General features: G+C 71.7%; 18 protein-coding genes. 13 read left to right on the forward strand and 5 right to left on the reverse strand.

All coding sequences use genetic code 11. From position 1 onward, the window contains the following. Positions 1–735: ABC transporter ATP-binding protein (locus tag E1286_RS28860; protein WP_132617428.1), on the reverse strand; the 735-nt coding region annotated here is incomplete at its 3' end. Positions 736–770: 35 nt separating this feature from the next. On the opposite strand from E1286_RS28860, the gene E1286_RS28865 reads away from it, so the two are divergent. From E1286_RS28865 to E1286_RS28910, 10 genes are all read left to right on the forward strand, one after another. Further along, a complete protein-coding gene (locus E1286_RS28865) occupies positions 771–2357 on the forward strand; it encodes an acyl-CoA carboxylase subunit beta (RefSeq protein WP_132617430.1) in 1587 nt (528 codons plus the stop codon). Then, entirely contained in the window at positions 2354–2554 is a 201-nt protein-coding gene (locus E1286_RS28870; RefSeq protein WP_132617432.1) for an acyl-CoA carboxylase subunit epsilon, read from the forward strand. Before E1286_RS28865 ends, E1286_RS28870 begins: the two co-directional genes overlap by 4 nt. A gap of 111 nt (positions 2555–2665) precedes the next feature. Further along, complete coding sequence (locus E1286_RS28875) at positions 2666–3604, forward strand: NYN domain-containing protein (RefSeq protein ID WP_132617434.1); 939 nt, start codon at positions 2666–2668, stop codon at positions 3602–3604. 127 nt (positions 3605–3731) lie between these two features. Beyond that, complete coding sequence (locus E1286_RS28880) at positions 3732–4217, forward strand: MarR family winged helix-turn-helix transcriptional regulator (RefSeq protein ID WP_132617436.1); 486 nt, start codon at positions 3732–3734, stop codon at positions 4215–4217. 243 nt (positions 4218–4460) lie between these two features. Beyond that, entirely contained in the window at positions 4461–5159 is a 699-nt protein-coding gene (locus E1286_RS28885; RefSeq protein WP_223190495.1) for a nitroreductase, read from the forward strand. Positions 5160–5326: 167 nt separating this feature from the next. Then, a complete protein-coding gene (locus E1286_RS28890) occupies positions 5327–6175 on the forward strand; it encodes an aldo/keto reductase (protein WP_132617438.1) in 849 nt (282 codons plus the stop codon). Between the two features lie 97 nt (positions 6176–6272). Beyond that, a complete protein-coding gene (locus tag E1286_RS28895) occupies positions 6273–7310 on the forward strand; it encodes a patatin-like phospholipase family protein (protein ID WP_223190497.1) in 1038 nt (345 codons plus the stop codon). Further along, positions 7307–8521, forward strand: a complete 1215-nt coding sequence (locus E1286_RS28900) for a macrolide family glycosyltransferase (RefSeq protein ID WP_132617440.1) — start codon at positions 7307–7309, stop codon at positions 8519–8521. Before E1286_RS28895 ends, E1286_RS28900 begins: the two co-directional genes overlap by 4 nt. Positions 8522–8524: 3 nt before the next feature. Continuing rightward, on the forward strand, positions 8525–9016 hold the full coding sequence (locus E1286_RS28905; RefSeq protein WP_132617442.1) for a hypothetical protein: 492 nt from the start codon (positions 8525–8527) through the stop codon (positions 9014–9016). Beyond that, the gene (locus E1286_RS28910) at positions 9013–9960 is read left to right on the forward strand and encodes a hypothetical protein (RefSeq protein ID WP_132617444.1); all 948 of its coding nucleotides are present in this window, start codon (positions 9013–9015) and stop codon (positions 9958–9960) included. The genes E1286_RS28905 and E1286_RS28910 overlap by 4 nt, the downstream gene beginning before the upstream one ends. Before the next feature lie 43 nt (positions 9961–10003). On the opposite strand, the gene E1286_RS28915 is transcribed toward E1286_RS28910, so the two are convergent. Continuing rightward, positions 10004–11011 carry an ArsR/SmtB family transcription factor gene (locus E1286_RS28915; RefSeq protein ID WP_132617446.1) on the reverse strand — a complete coding sequence of 336 codons (1008 nt, stop codon included), beginning with the start codon at positions 11009–11011 and terminating at the stop codon, positions 10004–10006. Between the two features lie 62 nt (positions 11012–11073). On the opposite strand from E1286_RS28915, the gene E1286_RS28920 reads away from it, so the two are divergent. From E1286_RS28920 to E1286_RS28930, 3 genes are read left to right on the forward strand one after another with little or no spacing between them, the layout of a single operon-like run. Then, a complete protein-coding gene (locus E1286_RS28920) occupies positions 11074–12384 on the forward strand; it encodes an MFS transporter (RefSeq protein WP_132617448.1) in 1311 nt (436 codons plus the stop codon). A 57-nt stretch (positions 12385–12441) separates the two neighbouring features. Continuing rightward, the gene (locus tag E1286_RS28925) at positions 12442–13845 is read left to right on the forward strand and encodes a DNA-3-methyladenine glycosylase 2 family protein (RefSeq protein WP_132617450.1); all 1404 of its coding nucleotides are present in this window, start codon (positions 12442–12444) and stop codon (positions 13843–13845) included. Beyond that, positions 13842–14354, forward strand: a complete 513-nt coding sequence (locus E1286_RS28930) for a methylated-DNA--[protein]-cysteine S-methyltransferase (protein WP_132617452.1) — start codon at positions 13842–13844, stop codon at positions 14352–14354. Before E1286_RS28925 ends, E1286_RS28930 begins: the two co-directional genes overlap by 4 nt. Positions 14355–14407: 53 nt before the next feature. On the opposite strand, the gene E1286_RS28935 is transcribed toward E1286_RS28930, so the two are convergent. The 3 genes from E1286_RS28935 to E1286_RS28940 are packed head-to-tail and all read right to left on the reverse strand — an operon-like array spanning position 14408 to position 18719. Beyond that, positions 14408–15349, reverse strand: a complete 942-nt coding sequence (locus E1286_RS28935) for a hypothetical protein (RefSeq protein WP_132617454.1) — start codon at positions 15347–15349, stop codon at positions 14408–14410. Continuing rightward, on the reverse strand, positions 15346–16005 hold the full coding sequence (locus tag E1286_RS48175) for a hypothetical protein (RefSeq protein WP_165969955.1): 660 nt from the start codon (positions 16003–16005) through the stop codon (positions 15346–15348). Before E1286_RS48175 ends, E1286_RS28935 begins: the two co-directional genes overlap by 4 nt. After that, positions 16002–18719, reverse strand: a complete 2718-nt coding sequence (locus tag E1286_RS28940; RefSeq protein WP_246075276.1) for an AfsR/SARP family transcriptional regulator — start codon at positions 18717–18719, stop codon at positions 16002–16004. Before E1286_RS28940 ends, E1286_RS48175 begins: the two co-directional genes overlap by 4 nt. Between the last annotated feature and the right edge of the window lie 27 nt (positions 18720–18746).

Below are 18746 nucleotides of genomic sequence, written 5' to 3' on the forward strand. Positions count from 1 at the left end.
GGCCTGGCCGTCCTGGGGCGAGCGGCCGACCAGGTCGAGGAACGCCTGGTTGAGGCTGCGCCCGCCGCGTACGTCGGCCAGCGGGCCCTGCGCCACGATGCGGCCCGCGCTCATCACCGACACCCAGTCGCACAGCCGCTCGACCAGGTCCATCACGTGGCTGGAGAAGATCACGGTGGCGCCGGACGCGGTGAGGCGCCGCAGCACCTCGGTGAGCGTGTCGGCGCTGACGGGGTCGACGCCCTCGAACGGCTCGTCGAGGAAGAGCACCGACGGGTTGTGCAGCAGCGCGGCGGCCAGCCCGATCTTCTTGCGCATGCCGGTGGAGTAGTCGACGACCAGCTTGTCGGCGGCGTCGGTGAGGTCCATCACGGACAACAGCTCGCCCGCGCGCCGTTCGACGTCGGCCTTGGGGATGCCGCGCAGCCTGCCGTTGTAGAGCAGCAGCTCGCGGCCCGACAGCCGCTCGAACAGCCGCAGCCCTTCCGGTAACACGCCGATGCGCGCCTTGACCTGGACCGGGTCGCGCCAGACGTCGAACCCGTCGATCTCGGCCGAGCCGCCGTCGGGGCGGAGCAGGCCGGTGATCATGCTGAGCGTCGTGGTCTTGCCCGCTCCGTTGGGCCCGACCAGGCCGGCGAAGCTTCCGGCGGGAACGGCGAGATCGACCCCCGCGACCGCGACCTGCTGCCCGAAACGCTTGAGAAGGCCGTGGGTGCGAACCGCATCCGTCATGGCTCCACTCTAGGAGGAGGGATAGCCTGGCGCGCATGAGCAGTGCCCAGCCCATACCGGAAGAGCCGGACATCCACACCACCGCGGGGAAGATCGCCGATCTGGAGCGGCGCCTCGGTGAGGCCGCGCACGCGGGCTCCGCTGCGGCGGTGGAAAAGCAGCACGCCAGAGGCAAGATGACCGCCAGGGAGCGGGTGCTGGCACTGCTGGACGAGGGCTCGTTCGTGGAGTTCGACGAGTTCGCCCGGCACCGCTCCACGATGTTCGGGCTCGACACGCGCCGCCCGTACGGCGACGGCGTCATCACGGGGCACGGCACGGTCGACGGCCGCCAGGTGTGCGTGTTCTCCCAGGACGTGACCGTGTTCGGCGGCTCGCTGGGCGAGGTGTACGGGGAGAAGATCGTCAAGGTGCTCGACCTGGCGATCAAGACCGGCTGCCCGATCATCGGCATCAACGAGGGCGGCGGCGCGCGCATCCAGGAGGGCGTGGTCGCGCTCGGCCTGTACGCCGAGATCTTCAAGCGCAACGTCCACGCCTCGGGTGTGATCCCGCAGATCTCGCTCATCATGGGGGCGGCGGCCGGCGGGCACGTCTACTCCCCCGCGCTGACCGACTTCATCGTCATGGTGGACCAGACGTCGCAGATGTTCATCACCGGGCCCGACGTGATCAAGACGGTGACCGGGGAGGAGGTCACGTTCGAGGAGCTGGGCGGCGCCCACACGCACAACACCAAGTCCGGCGTGGCCCACTACCAGGCCGCCGACGAGCAGGACGCGCTCGAGTACGTCAAGACGCTGCTGTCCTACCTCCCGTCCAACAACCTGGACGAGGCGCCGGTCTACGAACCGGCGAACGACCTCGATCCCGATCCGGAGCTGGACGAGCTCATCCCCGATTCGGCCGGCCAGCCGTACGACATGCGCCGGGTGATCGAGCGGGTGCTGGACGACGGGGAGTTCCTGGAGGTCCACGCGCTCTTCGCGCCGAACATCGTGGTCGGGTACGGCCGCCTGGACGGCCGGCCGGTGGGCGTCGTGGCCAACCAGCCGATGCATTTCGCCGGATGCCTCGATATCAACGCATCCGAGAAGGCGGCCCGATTCATCCGAACATGTGACGCCTTCAATATTCCGATCCTGACTTTTGTCGACGTACCGGGATTCCTTCCCGGAACGGATCAAGAATGGAACGGAATCATCCGCCGCGGCGCCAAGCTCCTGTACGCCTACGCAGAGGCCACCGTCCCGTTGATCACCGTGATCACCCGCAAGGCTTACGGCGGCGCGTACGACGTCATGGGCTCCAAACACCTGGGCGCGGACATCAACCTGGCCTGGCCCACGGCGCAGATCGCGGTGATGGGCGCGCAGGGGGCGGTCAACATCCTCTACCGGCGCGAGCTGGCCGCCGCGGACGAGCCCGACGCCCGGCGCGCCGAGCTCGTCACCGAGTACGAGGACACCCTGGCCAACCCGTACATCGCGGCCGAACGCGGCTACGTGGACGCGGTGATCCGCCCGTCCGAGACCAGGCACCAGGTCGTCAGGGCGCTGCGCGCGCTGCGGAACAAGCGCGCGACGCTCCCGCCGAAGAAGCATGGAAACATCCCGCTATGACGCCACATCTGCGTATTGTCCGCGGCGATGCCTCACCGGAGGAGATCGCCGCGCTCGTCGCCGTGCTCGCGACACGACACGCCCAACCGGAGCCGCGTCCCGTTCCGACAAGTCAAACATGGCGAAACCCAGCTAGAGCGATGCGTAAGCCCGTCACCCCAGGGAAGTCGGCATGGCGGATGAGCGCACTACCCTAGATGGATCGGGGGAATCGGGTGTCAAGTTCCCCGGGAGTTGGGACTATCTAGAGAAAGTAGGCGTATATAGTCAGCCGATCAACTAACTAACACCGCGGCCTGGAGGACGACATGGCCATCCCAGACCTCATGCCGCATCCTGTGGCAGCCAAGTATGCCGTCCTAGTGGATGTCGGTTATCTGTACGCGGCGGCAGGTGAAGTGCTGCTCGGTGCGAAGGAGCGCAAGGAATATCGGGTGGCCGCCGATGAGCTCATCCAGAGTCTGCAGAAACATGCAGAGGAACGTATTTCTGGCGAACTCTTGCGGATCTATTGGTATGACGCAGCCCGTGACCGCGTGCCGACCGTCGACCAGCGCGTCATCGCCCAGCTTCCGTGGGTGAAGGTGCGCCTCGGCAACCTGAACGCCCGTGGCCAGCAGAAAGGCGTTGACGCCCAGATCCGGAGTGACCTGGAGGCGCTGGCCCGGCATCACGCGGTCACCGACACGATCCTGCTTGCGGGCGACGAGGACATGGTTCCGGCGGTCGAGGCGGCCCAGGCGTACGGCGTGCGCATCCATCTGTGGGGCGTCGAACCGCCGTACGGCACCAACCAGGCCGAACGCCTGGTGTGGGAGTCCGACACCGTTGAAGTGATAACCGCTGATTTCCTGAGGCCCTTTTTCAGCCGCGCTCCGCAGCCCGTGGCGGTCACCCCGCCGGCCGCGCCCTCGCCCGCGCAGGTCTTCGCCGGCCGCACGCCCGTCAAACCGCAGGCCAAGCCCGGCCAGGTCGCCAAGCTCGGCCCGAGCAGGCCGCGCGTCGAAGACGTCGGCGAGCACGTGGCACAGAAGTGGATACTGACCCGCGGCCGCGACAACATCCGCGACCTGCTGCCCGGCCCGATCCTGCCCACCGTGATCGACACCGAGCTGCTGATCGAGGCGGAGAAGGAGCTCGGTCACTCGCTGCGGCCCTACCCGGAGGCGCGGGTGTGGCTGCGTGACGGGTTCTGGGCACGCGTCTACCGGGAGTTCGACCTCGGCGTCGGGGTCTCGTCGAAGTAGCCGCCGCTCAGGAGCGCTTCGGCCGTCGCCGTACGGGCGTACACCACGTATCGCCCCGTACGGCCCGGCCGCAGTTCGTATCAAACGAGATCGTATCGAATGAAAAGATAGCGGTTAACATGTTCTCATGACTGCCGACGGTCCTGACAGAACAACCGCCTCGCGTGCGACCGGCCGGCCTGGGGATGCCACGCCTTTCGCTCTCGGCCTGCTGCTGCGCCAGGCGCACTGGCGCGCGGCCACGGTGATGACGGAGGCGCTTCGGCCGCTGGGCATCGAGTTGCGGCATTTCGCGGTGATGATCGTGCTGGTCGACCGTGGGCCGACGGTGCAGCGGGACCTGGCGGCGGCGACCGGCTCGGACAGGGCGGGGATCATGCGGGTCGTGGACGATCTGGAGCGCATGGAGCTGGCCGTACGCAAGAGCGTCCCGGGTGACCGGCGGGTGCGGGCCGTGGAGATCACCCTCAAGGGCCTCGAGCTTTTCGACGCGGCCCATGTGGCGGCGGAGCCGCAGGCTGAGCGCCTGGTCGCCCAGCTACGGCCCGGCGAGGTCGAGCAGCTGAAGGACCTGTTGACCCGGTTGGCCTACCCCTCGAGCGGCGAGGCGTGAGCCGAGCCGCGCTTCGTCCCATGCGGCTTTCGTGACAGAGCCGGCGTCGCCCTGCCGCGCCGCGGTGGGGGCCTGGAGATCGTTCCTGGGCGGAGCATCAGGCAACGGTGACGTTCGCGGCCGGTTCCTGGACAAGCCCTGGCCCTCACGATGAGCCATGCCTGCCGAATTGTATTGATTGATACAATCGCGAATGATACAATCGCAGATGAAACAGAGTTCCACACGTGAGCGGTTAGGGAGATGACGATCGTGGACGTCTACGAGGCGGTCACGAGCCGGCGGGCGGTGCGCGGATTCACCGACCGACCTGTCCCGAAGGAGGCGCTGGAGCGGGTGCTGACCGCGGCGGCCTGGTCGCCGTCCGGATCGAACCTCCAGCCCTGGCGCGTCTACGTGCTGACCGGCGCGCCGCTGGCCGAGCTCAAGAAGCGCGCGCTCGAGCGCGTGGCCGCGGGCGATCCCTGGGACGGGCGCGAGTACGAGATGTACCCGCCCGACCTGAAGTCCCCGTACCGCGAGCGCCGGTCCGCCTTCGGCCGGGAACGCTACGGCGCACTCGGCATCGCGCGCGAGGACTGGGAGGCGCGCCAGAGGGCCGCCGCCGCGAACTGGGACTTCTTCGGCGCGCCCGCCGCCCTGTTCTGCTACATCGACCGCGACATGGGCCTGCCCCAATGGGCCGACCTCGGCATGTACCTGCAGACGGTCATGCTGCTGCTCCGCGCGGAAGGGCTGCACAGTTGCCCGCAGATGGCGTGGTCGGTGTATCGCAAGACCGTCGCGGAGGTCATCCACCCCCCGGACGGACTCGTTCTCTTCTGCGGCATGTCGATCGGGTTCGAGGACGTCACGGTGGGCCACGTCCGTACGGGCCGGGCGCCGCTCGAGGAGACGGTCACGTTCGTCGAGGACTTAGTCCTGCACGCGCATGCGGCGTGACTGAGGCGTCCGCGGCACGGGGGCCGGATGCCGAGGTCAGGCAGCCGGCGACGTGATCATCGCTCCGGCTCCTGACGGCGTGCCCCGGGCGGGCCCGGCTTCGGTGAGCCGGCCGAAGTGGCGGCCCCCGTTTCTCACCGGCACCACTTCACCTCATGAGGAGAGACATGACCAACGAGTTCCGCCTCGGCGGCGACCTGACGATCGACCGGCTCGGCTTCGGCGCCATGCGCCTGCCCCAGGGCGGCCCTGGCGCACCCGCCCGCGACCCCGAGTCGGGCCGCGCCGTTCTGCGGCGCGCCGTCGAGCTCGGCGTCGACCACATCGACACCGCGGAGTTCTATCGCAGTGAGAACGGCTCGGTGCGCGCCAACGCCCTGATCCGCGAGGCCCTGTCCCCGTACCCGGACACCCTGGTCATCGCGACCAAGGTCGGCCCGGTCTTCGGCCCCGGCGGTCCCCGCCAGGGCGCCGCCGCCGATCTCCGGCCCCAGGTCGAGGCCAACCTCGAAAGCCTGGGCCTGGATCGCCTCGACCTGGTCTACCTGCGCGTCGGCACGACGGAACCGCCGCGCGGAGAGTCGCTCGCCGAACGCTTCCAGGCGCTCGCCGCGCTGCGCGAGGAGGGCCTGATCCGTCATCTGGGCATCAGCAACGTCGATGCCGGCCATCTCGCCGAAGCCCGCACGATCGCTCCGGTCGCGGCCGTCCAGAACAACTTCCACATCGCCAACCGTGACGAGACGGCCGTCCTGGACGCGTGCACGCAGGCCGGCATCGCCTTCGTCCCCTTCTTCCCCCTCGGTGGCGGCAGGGCCGGCATCGACGACCCCCGCCTGGTCAAGGTCGCCGCCCGGCACGGCGCCACCGCCCATCAGATCGCCCTGGCCTGGCTGCTGGCCCTGTCTCCGGTCGTCCTGGCCATCCCGGGCACCGGTTCCGCGGCTCACCTGGAGGAGAACCTGAGCGCCCGGTCGATCACCCTCACCGAGGAGGACCTCGCCGACCTCGCGTGAACGAACGAGCCGGCCGACGGAGTCACTGATGCGGTGGCCCACCGGTCGTGATTGAAGAACGAACCCGATCAGGCGCCGTGGTGAGAGAGGACGGACCATGAGGGTTACCTATCGCCGGAGACTGGCCTCCTCGGCTCCACCCGGCGTCAGCGAGGGCGGCTCACCGGCCGGTCACGGTGATGAGCAGCGTCAAGCCATGACGGGCGAGTCGTCGAGCCGCCCGGACACGGGCCGGCAGCCGGTGGGCCTGCACGCCCTTCCCCGTCCCGTGGCGGTGGCGGTGGGGGGCGGAGGAGTGCTCGGGGCCGCGCAGGTCGGTGTCGGGTACGCGTTGGAACAGCGAGGATTCGTCCCGGACCTGATCGTCGGCACCTCGGTGGGCGCCCTCAACGGAGCGATCGCGGCCGCCCACCCCGGCAAGGCCGCGCCATGGCTGGATCATGTGTGGACCCACGCGCGTCGCCGCGAGGTGTTTCCGCTGGGCTACCTGTCCTCGCGGGCCAGCATCTTCGCCGATCGCGGCCTGCGCAGGCTGATCGCCCGGGCCGAGCTGCCGTCGCGGATCGAACACCTGGACATCCCCTTCACCGCGGTGGCCATGGATCTGGCCACCGGCGCTCAGGCGCTGCTCGACCACGGAGATCTCGAGTCCGCGCTGCTGGCCAGCGCGGCCATCCCGGGGATCCTGCCGCCGGTAACCCGGGAAGGCCGCACGCTCATCGACGGCGGAGTGATCGCCTTTGTCCCGGTACGGGCAGCCCTGCAGGCAGGGGCGGCCAGCGTGGTGGTGCTGTCGACCGGGCAGAAGAGCCGGCCGCTGCGCCCGCTCGACCTGCCCCGGCGGGCCGGCGCGGTCGCCGCCAGGGCCGGAGTGTTGCTGTTGCACCAGCAGATCGAGCGCGACCTGCACGAGGTATCGGAACGCATTCCGACCGTGGTGGTGCCGACCGGCATCGAGAGCTGGCCCGCCCCGTGGGACTTCGGCCATTCCCAGCGGCTGATCGACACCGCCTGCCTCGCGGCGGGCCGCTTCCTCGACGGACTGCGCGTCAGCGGGCCCGGCCTGTATCGGGCCGAGGGTCCTCCGGGCCTGGGCGAGGCGTGGGCCGCCTCCGTATCGGAGGTCGGCCGGTGAGCACCATCGCGTTCCTCAACATCGCCATGCACGGGCACATCAATCCGACGCTGCCGGTCGTGGCCGAGCTCGTCCGTCGTGGCCACTCCGTCACGTATCACACCTCGCCAGCGTTCTCGCAGGAGATCGAGGCCGCCGGTGCGACCGTGTGCCTCTACCCCGGCGGTGACCGACCGCTCCCCGATCCGCCGATGCCGGTGACGATGCTGGACGGGCTCGCGCGCACCGCCGTCGGCCTGCTGCCGCCTGTGCTCTCCGATCTGCGTGCCGTCCGGCCAGACCTGATCGTCCACGGCTCGGCCTGCCCCTGGGGCGCGGTCGCCGCCCGGGAACTCGACGTGCCGGCGGCATCGTGCTTCACCACGTTCGCGTTCAACGGGTCCGTGCCCAGCCCTACCCGCGCCTCGTGGGAGCTGCTGGCTGCGGCGGCGACCCGGCCGCGCCATGTCCACGGCTACCTGAGGTCGCGGCGGGAGTTGGCCCGCCGCTACGACACCGGTGGGCTGCCCCTGGTCGACCTTGCGAACGTACGTCAGCCGCTCAACCTGGTCTTCACCTCGCGGGCGTTCCAGCCCGACGTCGACGCCTTCGACCCGTCCTACCGGTTCGTCGGCCCAAGCCTCGGCGCCCGTCCGCCCGACCCGTCGTTCGCCGCCGACCGCCTGCGAGGACCGGTGCTGTACGCCTCGATGGGCACGGTGGTCGATGCCGGCCCGCAGTTGCTGCGCGCCTTCGCCACCGCGCTCGCACCGCTGGGCGGCACCGTCGTCATCTCCACCGGACGGACCGATCCGGCCGCGCTGGGCCCGCTGCCGGGCAACGTGCTCGCTCGCCGCTTCGTGCCGCAACCGGAGGTGCTGGCCCGTGCCGCGCTGTTCGTCACTCACGGTGGGATGAACAGCGTCAACGAGGCCATGCACGCCGGGGTGCCGATGCTGGTGGTCCCACAGGGCGCAGATCAGCCGCTCGTCGCCCGGCGGGTCGTCGAGCTGGGCGCCGGACTGTCGATCCGTACCCGGGACGCCGCCGCTGGAGCCGTGCACGCCCTCGCCCGGCGCCTGCTCGGCGAACCGCGCTTCCGGGCCGCGGCGGCCACCTTGCGGGTCGCCCAGCGCGAGGCCGGCGGCCATCTGCGCGCCGCCGACGAGCTCGAGCGCTACCAGCGGCGGATCGGCCGGCCGATCCCGGCGGATTCACCACGGGAGCGCTGAGCGATGTCGCCCGCCGTCGTCGTCCTGCTGCTGTTCGCCGGGCTGTCCGAGTCCGCCGGACGGATCCTGCCCCTGATAGCTCGCCGCCCCAGCGTGTCGCGGTCCAACGCGATCCTGCTCCTGCTGACCGGCGCCGTGGTCGAAGGCGCTGTGTTCGCGCTCTGGCCACTGACCGCACGGACTCTCGCCGAGCTGACGCTGTCCGCGCCCGTGACAGACGGCGCCGCGTCGACCTGGACAGCCGGCCTGGCCGCCCCGCTGCTCCTCTCCGCCGTTCTCGCGTTCCCGCTGCTCGGGCCGCTGCTGCACCTGCTGCTCTTCGTGGGCGTGGGGGCAAGTCTCGTCGCGCCGCTCGCCGCGACGACGGAGCTGGACTGGTGGGCCGCCGCAGGCTGCGTGGCCGTCGCCGGGGTCGGGCTCGGGGTCGCCGTCGAGGCGGTTCGCCGTCTGGTCGTGAGGATCAGCGCCACCGGGGCGCAGAAGCCGCGCACATGACCGAGTTCCCGCTTCTCGCCCTGGTGCTCGGCCCCGTCCTGCTCGCCGAAGCTCTGCTCGCCCGCTACGAGGTGATGGCCTACACCACCGGCTGGCGGACTCCTCTCACCGAACTCCCTCACGGCATGCCCTACGCGCGGGGTGCGGACCCCGATCGCCCTCCGGACGCGTACCTGGTCTATCTGGACGGCATCGGGAAACGGCGCTTCCGCGACACGCGCGACGGGGGCCAACTCGTCAGGGCCCTCATCGCCGGAGCGCCGGAGCTACGGGTGCTGGGCCAGGTGCAGCCCTACTCCCCGCTGGCCCACCCGCTCGTCAACCGGCCCGTGTGGGCGTGGCTTCGCCGCCGCGTCGGGATCCTGTTGTTCCTGCACAACGTGATGCAGATCTTCGTCGCCGCCGACCGCAGGTACCGTCCCCTGTACAACCGCGCCGTCGGCACCCAGATCGCCGGTCAACTGCGCCTGGCCGGTTACCGGCCCGGCAGCGACATACCCGTGGTGCTGCTCAGCTACAGCGGCGGCGCCCAGGTCGCCACCGGCGCGGTCGAAGAACTGCACACCCGGCTACGTGCCCCGCTCCTTCTGATCACGATCGGCGGGTTCCACAACGGCGCCAACGATCTCACCCACGCCCGTCACCTGCACCGGCTCACCAGTGCCGGCGACTGGATCGAGCGGGTCAGCATCTGGATCTTCCCTCAGCGATGGCGGGCTTTGCGCCGCAGTGGATGGAACCGGGCCGGCCGCGCCGGAAAGATCACCGTGCACCGGCTCGACCCGGCCACCCACATGGGGCGGCGCAGCTACATCAGCCCAGAGGCGCAACTCCCCGACGGCCGCAGCCACCTCGACCGCACCACCGACACCGTGATCGCACTCATCCGCGCCGTCGCCCCTTCCCGCCGCGTTCCGGCCACGCCACGACCAGGCGGAACGTGAGCGCCTGAACCCGCTGGCACGAGTCTTGCCGGCACTCGCGCGCCTACCGGGAGCTCGACCTCTGCACTGGGGTCGCGTCGAACGAGCCGCCGCTCAGGAGCGCTTCGGCCGTCGCCGTACGGGCGTACAACACGTATCGCCCCGTACGGTGGGCCGTGCACAACCCCGCCCGCCGCAGCGCGGTGAGGTGCTGGTTCGCGCCCGGCTCCGACAGGCCCGTGCGCTGGGCCAGGTCGCGTGTGGAGGCGGGCTGGTCGAGCTCGGCCAGCAGGCGGGCGCGCGTGCGGCCGAGCACGGCCGCGAGCGCCCGCGGCGGCTCCACCTCGCGGCGCTCCCACAGCGTCGCGATGCCGCGCGGCGGATAGCGCACGGTCGGCTGGTACGGCGGCGTGGTGACCGAGAAGACGCGCGGCGAGGCGAACACGCACGGCACCAGCAACAACCCCTGGCCGCGCAGCGAGCGTTCGCCCGAGGCGTACCGGTGGCGGATGCTCAGCGTGCCGTCCTCCCAGGTGACGGCGTCGTCGAGGTCGGCCAGCATGCGCTGGAGACCGCTCTCGGCGAGCAGCCTCGCGCGGTACAGGATCTCGCCCTCCAGCAGCGACCTGACCCTCGGCCAGTACGGCGCCATCGCCGCCCGCCAGTATCCCCTCACCTCCTCGGCCAGGCGTTCCAGGCCCTCGCCCGGGTCGTCGTAGAGAGCTTGGACGCGTTTCGTCCGCGGCCTCGGGATCTCGTCCAGGTCCGTGCGGACCCGGTCGGCGGCGCCGCGCATCGTCGCCAGCTCCAGCTCAAGGTCCGGCAGGGACGTGGACGGCGGCGTGCAGGTGAAGCCGGCTATCGAGATCGTCGGGACGGGCACCAGGTCGGACAGCAGCCGCCAGTCGACGTCCCGCAGGCGGCGGCGCACCTGGTCGGCCCAGGGGCGAAGCAAGGGGTGGGCGGAGGGGTTCTTCACGACGCGGACGCTCGCCACGACCTCGCCGAGCGGGGAGACGGCGAAGCGGGTGTTGGCGATGTCGTGGGCGGTGAACGTCAGGTCGAGGGTCATGTGGATTCCGGGGTGGCTTAATCAATACCGATGGATGACGAAATTTCAGCATCGTGGCTGACATGTCAGCAACTGCGGTGGAAAGACCACTTCTTCGGCTTCGTGCGTTCCGCAACCTGTTCGTCGCGGCGGCGGTGAGCCAGTTCGGGTCCCAGATCACGTACGTCGCGCTGCCCCTGCTCGCTGTGACCGTCCTCGGGGCGGGGGCCGGTGAGGTGGGGCTGCTGGCGTCCCTCGGGACGCTCACGGTGCTGATCGTCGGCCTGCCCGCCGGCGTCTGGGTGGACCGGGTGCGCCGGCTGCCGCTGATGATCGTCACGGACCTGGCGCGGGCGGCGGCGCTGTTGTCGATCCCGCTGGCGTGGTGGGGCGGATGGCTGTCCATGGGGCAGCTGTACGTGGTGGCGGTGCTGGTCGGGGCGGGGTCGCTGCTGTTCGACGTGGCCTGCCTGAGCCTGGTCCCCGGCCTGGTCGGCCGCACCCGCCTGACGTCGGCCAACTCACTCCTCGTAGGCACCGGCGCCGGAATGGACGTAGCCGGCCGCAGCGCCGCCGGCCTCCTGGTCCACACAGCAGGCGCACCTCTGGCCATCCTCCTGGACGCCCTCAGCTACGTGTGGTCAGCAGCCTGGCTCCGCCGCGTCCCCGAGCACCCCGACGCGACCGTCCCTGGAGTGGCTGGCGCCCTTCGGGATGGGGAAGAAGCCGGTGGCGTGGCCCGGGCTCCTCGGCACGGTGCGCGGGCGATCGGTGGCGTGCGGGCGGAAGGGATGGGGAGGCAGGTATCCGAAGGGGTGCGATTCCTGGTCGGGAATCCGGTGCTCATGGCGGCGCTGATCCAAGGGGCGATGGCGAATCTGGCGTTTCCGCTGTGCTCGGTGCTGCTACCGGTGCTCATCGTCGGCGGGCTCGGTCATCCGGAGTGGGTGCTGGGGGCCTACCTCGCCGGGGGCGGGCTGGGCGTGCTGGCGGGCTCGTCGGCCGCGCACGCCCTCGCCCGCCGCTTCGGCACCGGACGGGCCGCCTGGCTGGTGAGCCTGGCGACCGCGCCCGCCGCGCTCGCGATCCCGTTCCTCGGCCACGGGCCGTGGTTGTGGCTGGCCGCCGCGGCGTGGTTCGTGCTGATGTTCCGTACGGGCGTCAACAACGTGCTCCTCGTCAGCCTGCGGCAGCGCGTCACGCCCGACGAGATGCTGGGCCGCATGACCGCCACGGTGCGGCTGCTGCTGATGGGCGCGACCGGCGCCGGCGGACTGCTCGCGGCGCTGCTCGGCGAGCTTTGGGGGGTGCGCGCGGCACTGTGGGCAGGCGCCCTGATCATGGCGCTGAGCTGGATCCCGTTCCTGCGCTCCCCCCTGCGCACGCACCCGTGAGGGCCACGTCCGATTTCCGCCGGTCACCATCCCCGACGAGGGCATACCGTCGAAGACATGGCACCCCTCGAACTCGACTTCGACTCCTGTTACCGGGCCGTCTCCGCCAGGGACTCCCGGTTCGACGGCCGCTTCTACACGGCCGTCAAGACGACGGGGATCTACTGCCGTCCGATCTGCCCGGCGCGTACGCCGTCGTCGCGCAACGTGCGCTTCTACCGGCACGCGGCGGCGGCCGAGGCGGCCGGGTTCCGGCCGTGCAAGCGCTGCCGGCCCGAGCTGTCGCCGGGCGACCCCGGATGGGACCTGCGCGGTGACCTGGTCGGACGGGCGCTGCGGCTCATCGACGACGGCGCCGCCGACGAGCGGGGCGTCGCCGGGCTCGCCAGGCGGCTGCACATCACCGAGCGCCACCTGCACCGGCTGTTCGTCTCCGAGCTGGGCGTCGGGCCGCTGGCGGTCGCCCGGACGAAGCGGCTGCTGCTGGCCAAACAGCTCCTGACCGAGACCGGGCTGCCGATCACCGACGTGGCGTTCGCGGCCGGGTTCGGCAGCGTGCGGCAGTTCAACGCGACGATGCGCGAGACGTACGGCTTCACGCCGAGCGAGCTGCGCGCCACGGCCGGAAGGTGGGCCCGCGAGCCGGGCCCGGCAGGCCAGGTGACGCTGCGGCTGCGGCTGCACCCGCGGGAGCCGTACGACGTGGAGGGGGTGTTCGCGTTCCTCGCCGCGCGCGCGATCCCCGGGCTGGAGACGGCCGATCAGGCGTCGTACAGCCGGGCCGTGCCGGGCGGGACGATCACGCTCACGCCGTGCTCCGACCACCTCGCGCTCGACGTCGCGGTCGACGACACGCGGCAGCTCAACCGCATCGTGGCCCGCTGCCGCCGCCTGCTCGACCTCGACGCCGACCCCGACGCCATCGCCCAGGCCCTCGGCCGGACCTCGCTCGGCCCGCTGGTCGCGGCGCGTCCCGGGCTGCGCGTGCCGGGCGCGTTCGACGGGTTCGAGCTGGCCGTACGCGCCGTCGTCGGCCAGCAGGTCTCGGTCGCCGGGGCGCGTACGCTGCTCGGCCGCGTCGTCGACAGGGCCGCCGCGCCCGGCGGGCTCTTCCCGTCCGCGGAGTGCCTGCTCGACGCCGACCTGACCGGGCTCGGCCTGACGAACCGGCGCGTCGAGACACTGAAGGAGCTCGCCGCCCTCGTCGCCGAGGGCCACATCGACCTCGACGGCGGCCAGGACCCGGCGGAGGCGGTCGCGGAGCTGCTGCGGGTGCGCGGCATCGGCCCGTGGACGGCCAGCTACATCGCGCTGCGCGCGCTGCGCGACCCCGACGCCTGGCCCACCGGCGACCTCGTGCTCGCCAAACGCATGGCCGACCTCGGCATCACCCACGACCACATCGAGCGGTGGCGCCCGTGGCGGGCGTACGCCGCCCTGCACCTCTGGAGTTCGTCATGATCGCTGCTCAGCTCGTCCCGACGCCGGTGGGGCCGCTGGCCCTGCTGTCCCGCGAAGGAGTGCTGGTCGCGGCCGGCTTCACGGCCGATCCCAAGGAGATGTTCGCCCGGCTCACGCCCGAGCTGCGGGCCGAGGGGCTGGAGGTGGTGGACGACCTCGGGCCCGCGACACAGGCCGTCCGCGCCTACCTGGACGGCGACCTCGACGCTCTGGAGGCCGTACCGGTCTCGCAGCCCGGCACGCCCACCCGCAGGCGGCTGCACGCGGCGCTGCGGGAGGTGAAGGCGGGCACGACCGTGTCGTACGCGGAGCTCGCCGTACGGGCCGGCCTGCCGCGCACGGCGGCGCGCGCGGCCGGCTCGGCCTGCGCCCAGAACCTCATCGCCCCGTTCGTCCCGTGCCACCGCGTCCTGCCCAGCACCGGCGGCTACGGCGGCTACCTCTACGGCAGCCCCGTCAAGGAATGGCTCCTCACCCACGAGTCCCGCCACGTCACGACCGCCGGCTGACACCGCGGGAACGCCTCCCGCTTCCCTGGGGAGGCGTTCCCGCGGAGTCGCGGCTACGGGCGGACGTTGCTCTGGATCTCGCCCACCTCGACGTCTCTGGTGATCTCCACCTCGACCGGGGCGAGCTGGAACGGGGCCACGTCGCCTGTCGCCCGGGTCGACCAGACGCTCGTGACGCCGAGGGTGTACGTGCCGCCCGGCTGGTCGATCGACGAGCGCAGGTAGCGCACGCCGCAGGAGAACGTGCCGCCCCTGACGTACGGCTTGCCGGTCGTGCCGCAGTCCGCCAGCTCCGTCACCGCCCGGTCCTCCGAGGTGCCGGGGTCGATGGTGATGCTGTCGAGCGTGGCGGTCACCGTGACGCTCATGAAACCGGGGATGGTCGCGGTCACCGTGCGGGTCGTCTCGCCGATGCCCTCGGCCCAGACCCAGGTGTCCAGGTTCACGAAGCTCTTGGCGTCGGGGTTCAGCCTGACCGTGTGCTCGGGGACGGTCAGCGAGCCGCGGGCGATATGGGCGAGTTGCTCGGGCGTGATGCCCGACGGGGGCGTGGTGCCCGTCGGCACGAACACGAACAGCTCCAGGTCGCCCCAGCAGGCGGCGCCATCGGGATGGTTCTGGTCGTAGTTGGGCACCCACCAGAAGCCGTCCGCGTCGCGCTTCTCCTCGAACGGCTTGAGGAACTCCAGGCGGCTCTCCTCGTCGATCGCCGCCCGCCGGGCGTTCGTACGGGGGTCGGTCAGGAATCTGTACATGTCCTCGCCGCTGCGGGCGGGCTCGTACCAGCACGGGCGCGGGATGCGGTAGTCGTCGCCCCTGCCCCTCCCGACCCCGTCGCCGGTGATGGTGATCTTCTCCCGCACGGCCAGGTCCACGTAGGTGGTGTTCTCGTCCTGAGTGATCGTCGACTCGCCGCCCGGATTCTTCGGGTCCGGGAGGAGACCGTTGCCGAACATCAAGAGTCCGGCCGTCATCGCTGCGATGAGGGGCTTCATCGGGTGCACCGTTCGTTGGATTCCGCGTACGACCTGATCCGCCACACCCCGTCGTCACCGCGGTGCGCGATCACACTCTCGCCGTAAGGGGCGCCCAGCCAGGCGGGCGGGCGCGGTACGGCCTTGCCGGTGCTCTCCGAGACCAGCCGGATGCCGGTCTCGTCGACGCAGGCGTTGATCTGGGCGCCTTTGCCCACGACCGAGGCGACCTTCAGGTTGTAGACCCGCCCGAGGCCGCGCATCGTCTGGCCCTTGTCCACGAACTCGCGGATCCATTCGGTGGCCTGGATCTCCGCGTCCATCTCCATGTTGTGGCCGTAGCCCCTCTCCCGCTCGGCGATGGCCCTGCGGGTGCCGACGTACTGGTCGACCATGAGCTTCAGCAGCGGGTCGGGGTCGGCGGGCCAGTCGATCCTGGCCCGCAGGCCGTCCGCGACCCGCACCGTCCGCGGGCCGGACGGTAGCTCCTCGGAAGTGCTCTCGGGGGTGCTCTCCGCGGACGGGGTCTCCTCGGGCGGGCTCTCCTCGGGCGGGCTCACAGGGGCGCTCTGCGCGGCCGCGGCCTCCGCGGGCCGGTCCGGGGGCTGCTCCGCCCCGCAGGCCGCCGCTGCCAACAGGGCCGGCAGCAGGCCCAGCACTATCGCCGCACGTCTCATGCGGAAGACTCCCTCACTACGTGGATGCGCCATGTGGGCAGCAGTTCCTCGATCAATGCCTCCGTCTCGGGCGCCATCCCGCCCCCGTACGGGTGCGAGGACGCCCTGCGGGTGAGGCCCTCCACGACGGCACGCAGGCGTACGGTGTCCTCCGTGGCGTGGGTGGCGCGCAGCAGGTCGCGCCAGAGGGCCTCGTCGTCCGGCGCCAGCAGCAGCGCCGCGCGCACGGCGGCCACCGCGGCGTCCGGCTGGCCCTGCGCGAGCCGGATCTCGCAGAGCCGGTGCGCCGCGTCGGCCACGGTGGCCGTCACGTCGTACTCGAGGTCGTCGGCCGCCAGCCAGGCGTACCCGCCGGGGCGGCGGCCGACCAGCAGCGGGCCCCTGACCAGGCCGAGGGCCTTCTCCAGCAGGACGGCCCTGCCGGACGGGTCGCCCTGGGCGCGGCGGACCAGCTCGCGGAAGAGCGCCCAGTCCGTACGCACCTCGGGGCCCAGCCGCAGCCGGCCGGCTTCGTCGGTGAGCAGGTGACCGGGCCCCAGCCACTCGGCGACCCTGGCGATCGCGGCGTCCCTCACCATGTCCTGGACGCCGCGCGGCCACAGCACCCCGCCGAGCACCACCGGGTGCACACCGCCCTGGTGCGTGGCCAGGTAGACGAGCATCTCGGTGGCCAGCTCCATCCGGCCCTCCTCCAGCGGAGGCAGGCCCGCGATCTCGACCGGGCCGAGGATCCTGACCTCGACGGCGGGCGAGTGCAGCCCCGCCAGCGGCACGGGCTCGGAGATGGCCTCGCCGTCGAGCCGGCCGGCCGTGCGGAACAGGTCGACCAGGGCGCGGTAGTGGCGGCGGGGCAGCAGCTGGGCGCGTACCTCGAAGCCCAGCTCGGCGATCCTGGCGGTGCCGTCCTCGTTGATCTGCAGCGTCCAGGTGGCGTGCGGCACGTCGCCGGCCAGGACGTACCCGGCGGTGTCGCGGCGGGCCAGCAGCGCCAGGCGGCGGGCCTCCTCATGGGTGGGCGCGACCGACGACAGCAGGTAGTGGGCGCGGCGCGGACGGCCGGTGATGCGCCCGGTGAGCACCTGCGCGCGCGGCGCGGCGTCCGCCTCCAGCTCGGGCAGCACCTCGGCGAGGCTGCCGACGGCCCTGATCCGGTCGGGCGCGATGGCGGTCAGCTCCTCGCCGAAGCCGACGAGGGTGACGCGCATGCGGTCGGACCACAGGTTGGTGGCCAGCTCGACGGCGAGGGCGGCCAGCGCCGCCGTGGTCTGCGGGCCGCGTACGTTGATCAGGCCCTGCGCGGCCTCCAGGTCGATGAGCACCCGCCCGCTGGCGTCCGTGCCGATGGAGACGAGCCCCGGGTACGGCGCCCCAGAGGTGCGGCGGTCGGGCAGGAGACGCCCTTCGTAGGCCGGTAAGCGCCACACCTGGCCGCCGTCGATGGCCGTCCAGGGGGTGGGCGGGTCGTCGTCCGAAGGGTGGATCCACAGGTCGAGCGTGCGGGCCGACAGGTGGGCGCCGTACACGGTGGGCGGGGTGCGGCGCTGGGCGGCCAGCTCGGCGCCGAGATGCCGCAGCCCGACGTCGAGGACGCGGGCGCCCGGCGCGTCGCCGCCGAGCCGGAGAGCGACCTCGGCCTGCGCGGCGTCGTCGCGGGGGCGGACGATCCTGCGGCCGAACACGCGACCCCACAACTGCTCGCGGCGCCGCCTGGCCAGCACGAGCAGCAGCCCGGCGGCGGCCAGTGAGGCGCCCGCCAGGTAGTCGGTCAGGTCGGCGCCCTGGGCCTCGCGGATGACCGGGGGCTGCTCGGCGCGCTGGTCCTGTTCGTCCGCCCGCTGCTCCGGCAGACGGTGTTTGGCCTCCCGCTTCGGGGTCTTCTGCTCCTGCTGGTCGCGCTGCTCGGCGGCGATGCTGCCCGGGGCCACGTCGACGCGGCCGGGGTGCTCGCGCAGCGTCTGCTCCCGCGGCTGGCCGGAGGGCACGACGTGGACGTTCTTCGCGTTGTCCGGCATGTCGAGCACCCAGCCGGGCCTGATCAGGTCGGCCATCCGCAGGCGGCTGCCGTCGGGCTGCTCCTTGGCCTGGTTGAGCCGGTAGATCTCGTGGTAGCGGCGGCCGTCGCCGAGGCACTTCTCGGCGATCTCCCACAGACTCTCGTGGTGGCGGCCGTGCGGAGGCTGCACGACGTACACCTTCTTGGTCCTGGGGGCCTCCAGGGTCTGCTCGACCAGCGGCGCCGAGTAGGCGACCGCCGTCACCGGCGGGGCGGCCGGCATGGGCGTCAGCTTCGCGAGCGGCACCACCATCGCGCCCGCCGTGAACAGCAGCAGCACGGACGAGACGAGCTTGTTGGCGACGAACTGCATGCCGCCGGAGAGCGGGACGCGGGCGGGCATGCCGACCCGGCGGACGCCGGCGTACACCTCGACCAGGATGCACAGGAAGAGCTGGAACCAGGCCAGCCAGACCAGCAGCACCAGCACGGCGATGATCGTGCTCGGGCCGACGTTGCCGGTCAGCACGTCGAGGTCGAGCAGCTCCGGCCGCAGCGGCGGCCCGACGAACACGAGCAGCGCGTACGGCACCCCGCCCACGAGCGCGACCAGCACGACCAGCGCCGCGAGCCCGGCGAGCACGTCGACGGCGCGGCGCCGGGCCGGGACGCGCACGGGAACGTGCCGTCGGTGGGGACGCGCGGGCTCTCGCGTCGGCATCGCCTCTCCTTTCTCCGCTCCAGCGTC

The organism is Nonomuraea terrae, assembly GCF_004348995.1.
GTDB classification, from domain to species: Bacteria; Actinomycetota; Actinomycetes; order Streptosporangiales; family Streptosporangiaceae; genus Nonomuraea; species Nonomuraea terrae.

Coding starts and splice junctions, on each gene's coding strand:
- E1286_RS28865 (WP_132617430.1), top strand. CDS start 771: ATGAGCAGTGCCCAGCCCATACCGGAAGAGCCGGACATCCACACCACC.
- E1286_RS28915 (WP_132617446.1), bottom strand. CDS start 11,011: ATGACCCTCGACCTGACGTTCACCGCCCACGACATCGCCAACACCCGC.
- E1286_RS28920 (WP_132617448.1), top strand. CDS start 11,074: ATGTCAGCAACTGCGGTGGAAAGACCACTTCTTCGGCTTCGTGCGTTC.
- E1286_RS28875 (WP_132617434.1), top strand. CDS start 2,666: ATGGCCATCCCAGACCTCATGCCGCATCCTGTGGCAGCCAAGTATGCC.
- E1286_RS28930 (WP_132617452.1), top strand. CDS start 13,842: ATGATCGCTGCTCAGCTCGTCCCGACGCCGGTGGGGCCGCTGGCCCTG.
- E1286_RS28880 (WP_132617436.1), top strand. CDS start 3,732: ATGACTGCCGACGGTCCTGACAGAACAACCGCCTCGCGTGCGACCGGC.
- E1286_RS28870 (WP_132617432.1), top strand. CDS start 2,354: ATGACGCCACATCTGCGTATTGTCCGCGGCGATGCCTCACCGGAGGAG.
- E1286_RS28925 (WP_132617450.1), top strand. CDS start 12,442: ATGGCACCCCTCGAACTCGACTTCGACTCCTGTTACCGGGCCGTCTCC.
- E1286_RS28940 (WP_246075276.1), bottom strand. CDS start 18,719: ATGCCGACGCGAGAGCCCGCGCGTCCCCACCGACGGCACGTTCCCGTG.
- E1286_RS28910 (WP_132617444.1), top strand. CDS start 9,013: ATGACCGAGTTCCCGCTTCTCGCCCTGGTGCTCGGCCCCGTCCTGCTC.
- E1286_RS28890 (WP_132617438.1), top strand. CDS start 5,327: ATGACCAACGAGTTCCGCCTCGGCGGCGACCTGACGATCGACCGGCTC.
- E1286_RS28935 (WP_132617454.1), bottom strand. CDS start 15,349: ATGAAGCCCCTCATCGCAGCGATGACGGCCGGACTCTTGATGTTCGGC.
- E1286_RS28895 (WP_223190497.1), top strand. CDS start 6,273: ATGAGGGTTACCTATCGCCGGAGACTGGCCTCCTCGGCTCCACCCGGC.
- E1286_RS28885 (WP_223190495.1), top strand. CDS start 4,461: ATGACGATCGTGGACGTCTACGAGGCGGTCACGAGCCGGCGGGCGGTG.
- E1286_RS48175 (WP_165969955.1), bottom strand. CDS start 16,005: ATGAGACGTGCGGCGATAGTGCTGGGCCTGCTGCCGGCCCTGTTGGCA.
- E1286_RS28905 (WP_132617442.1), top strand. CDS start 8,525: ATGTCGCCCGCCGTCGTCGTCCTGCTGCTGTTCGCCGGGCTGTCCGAG.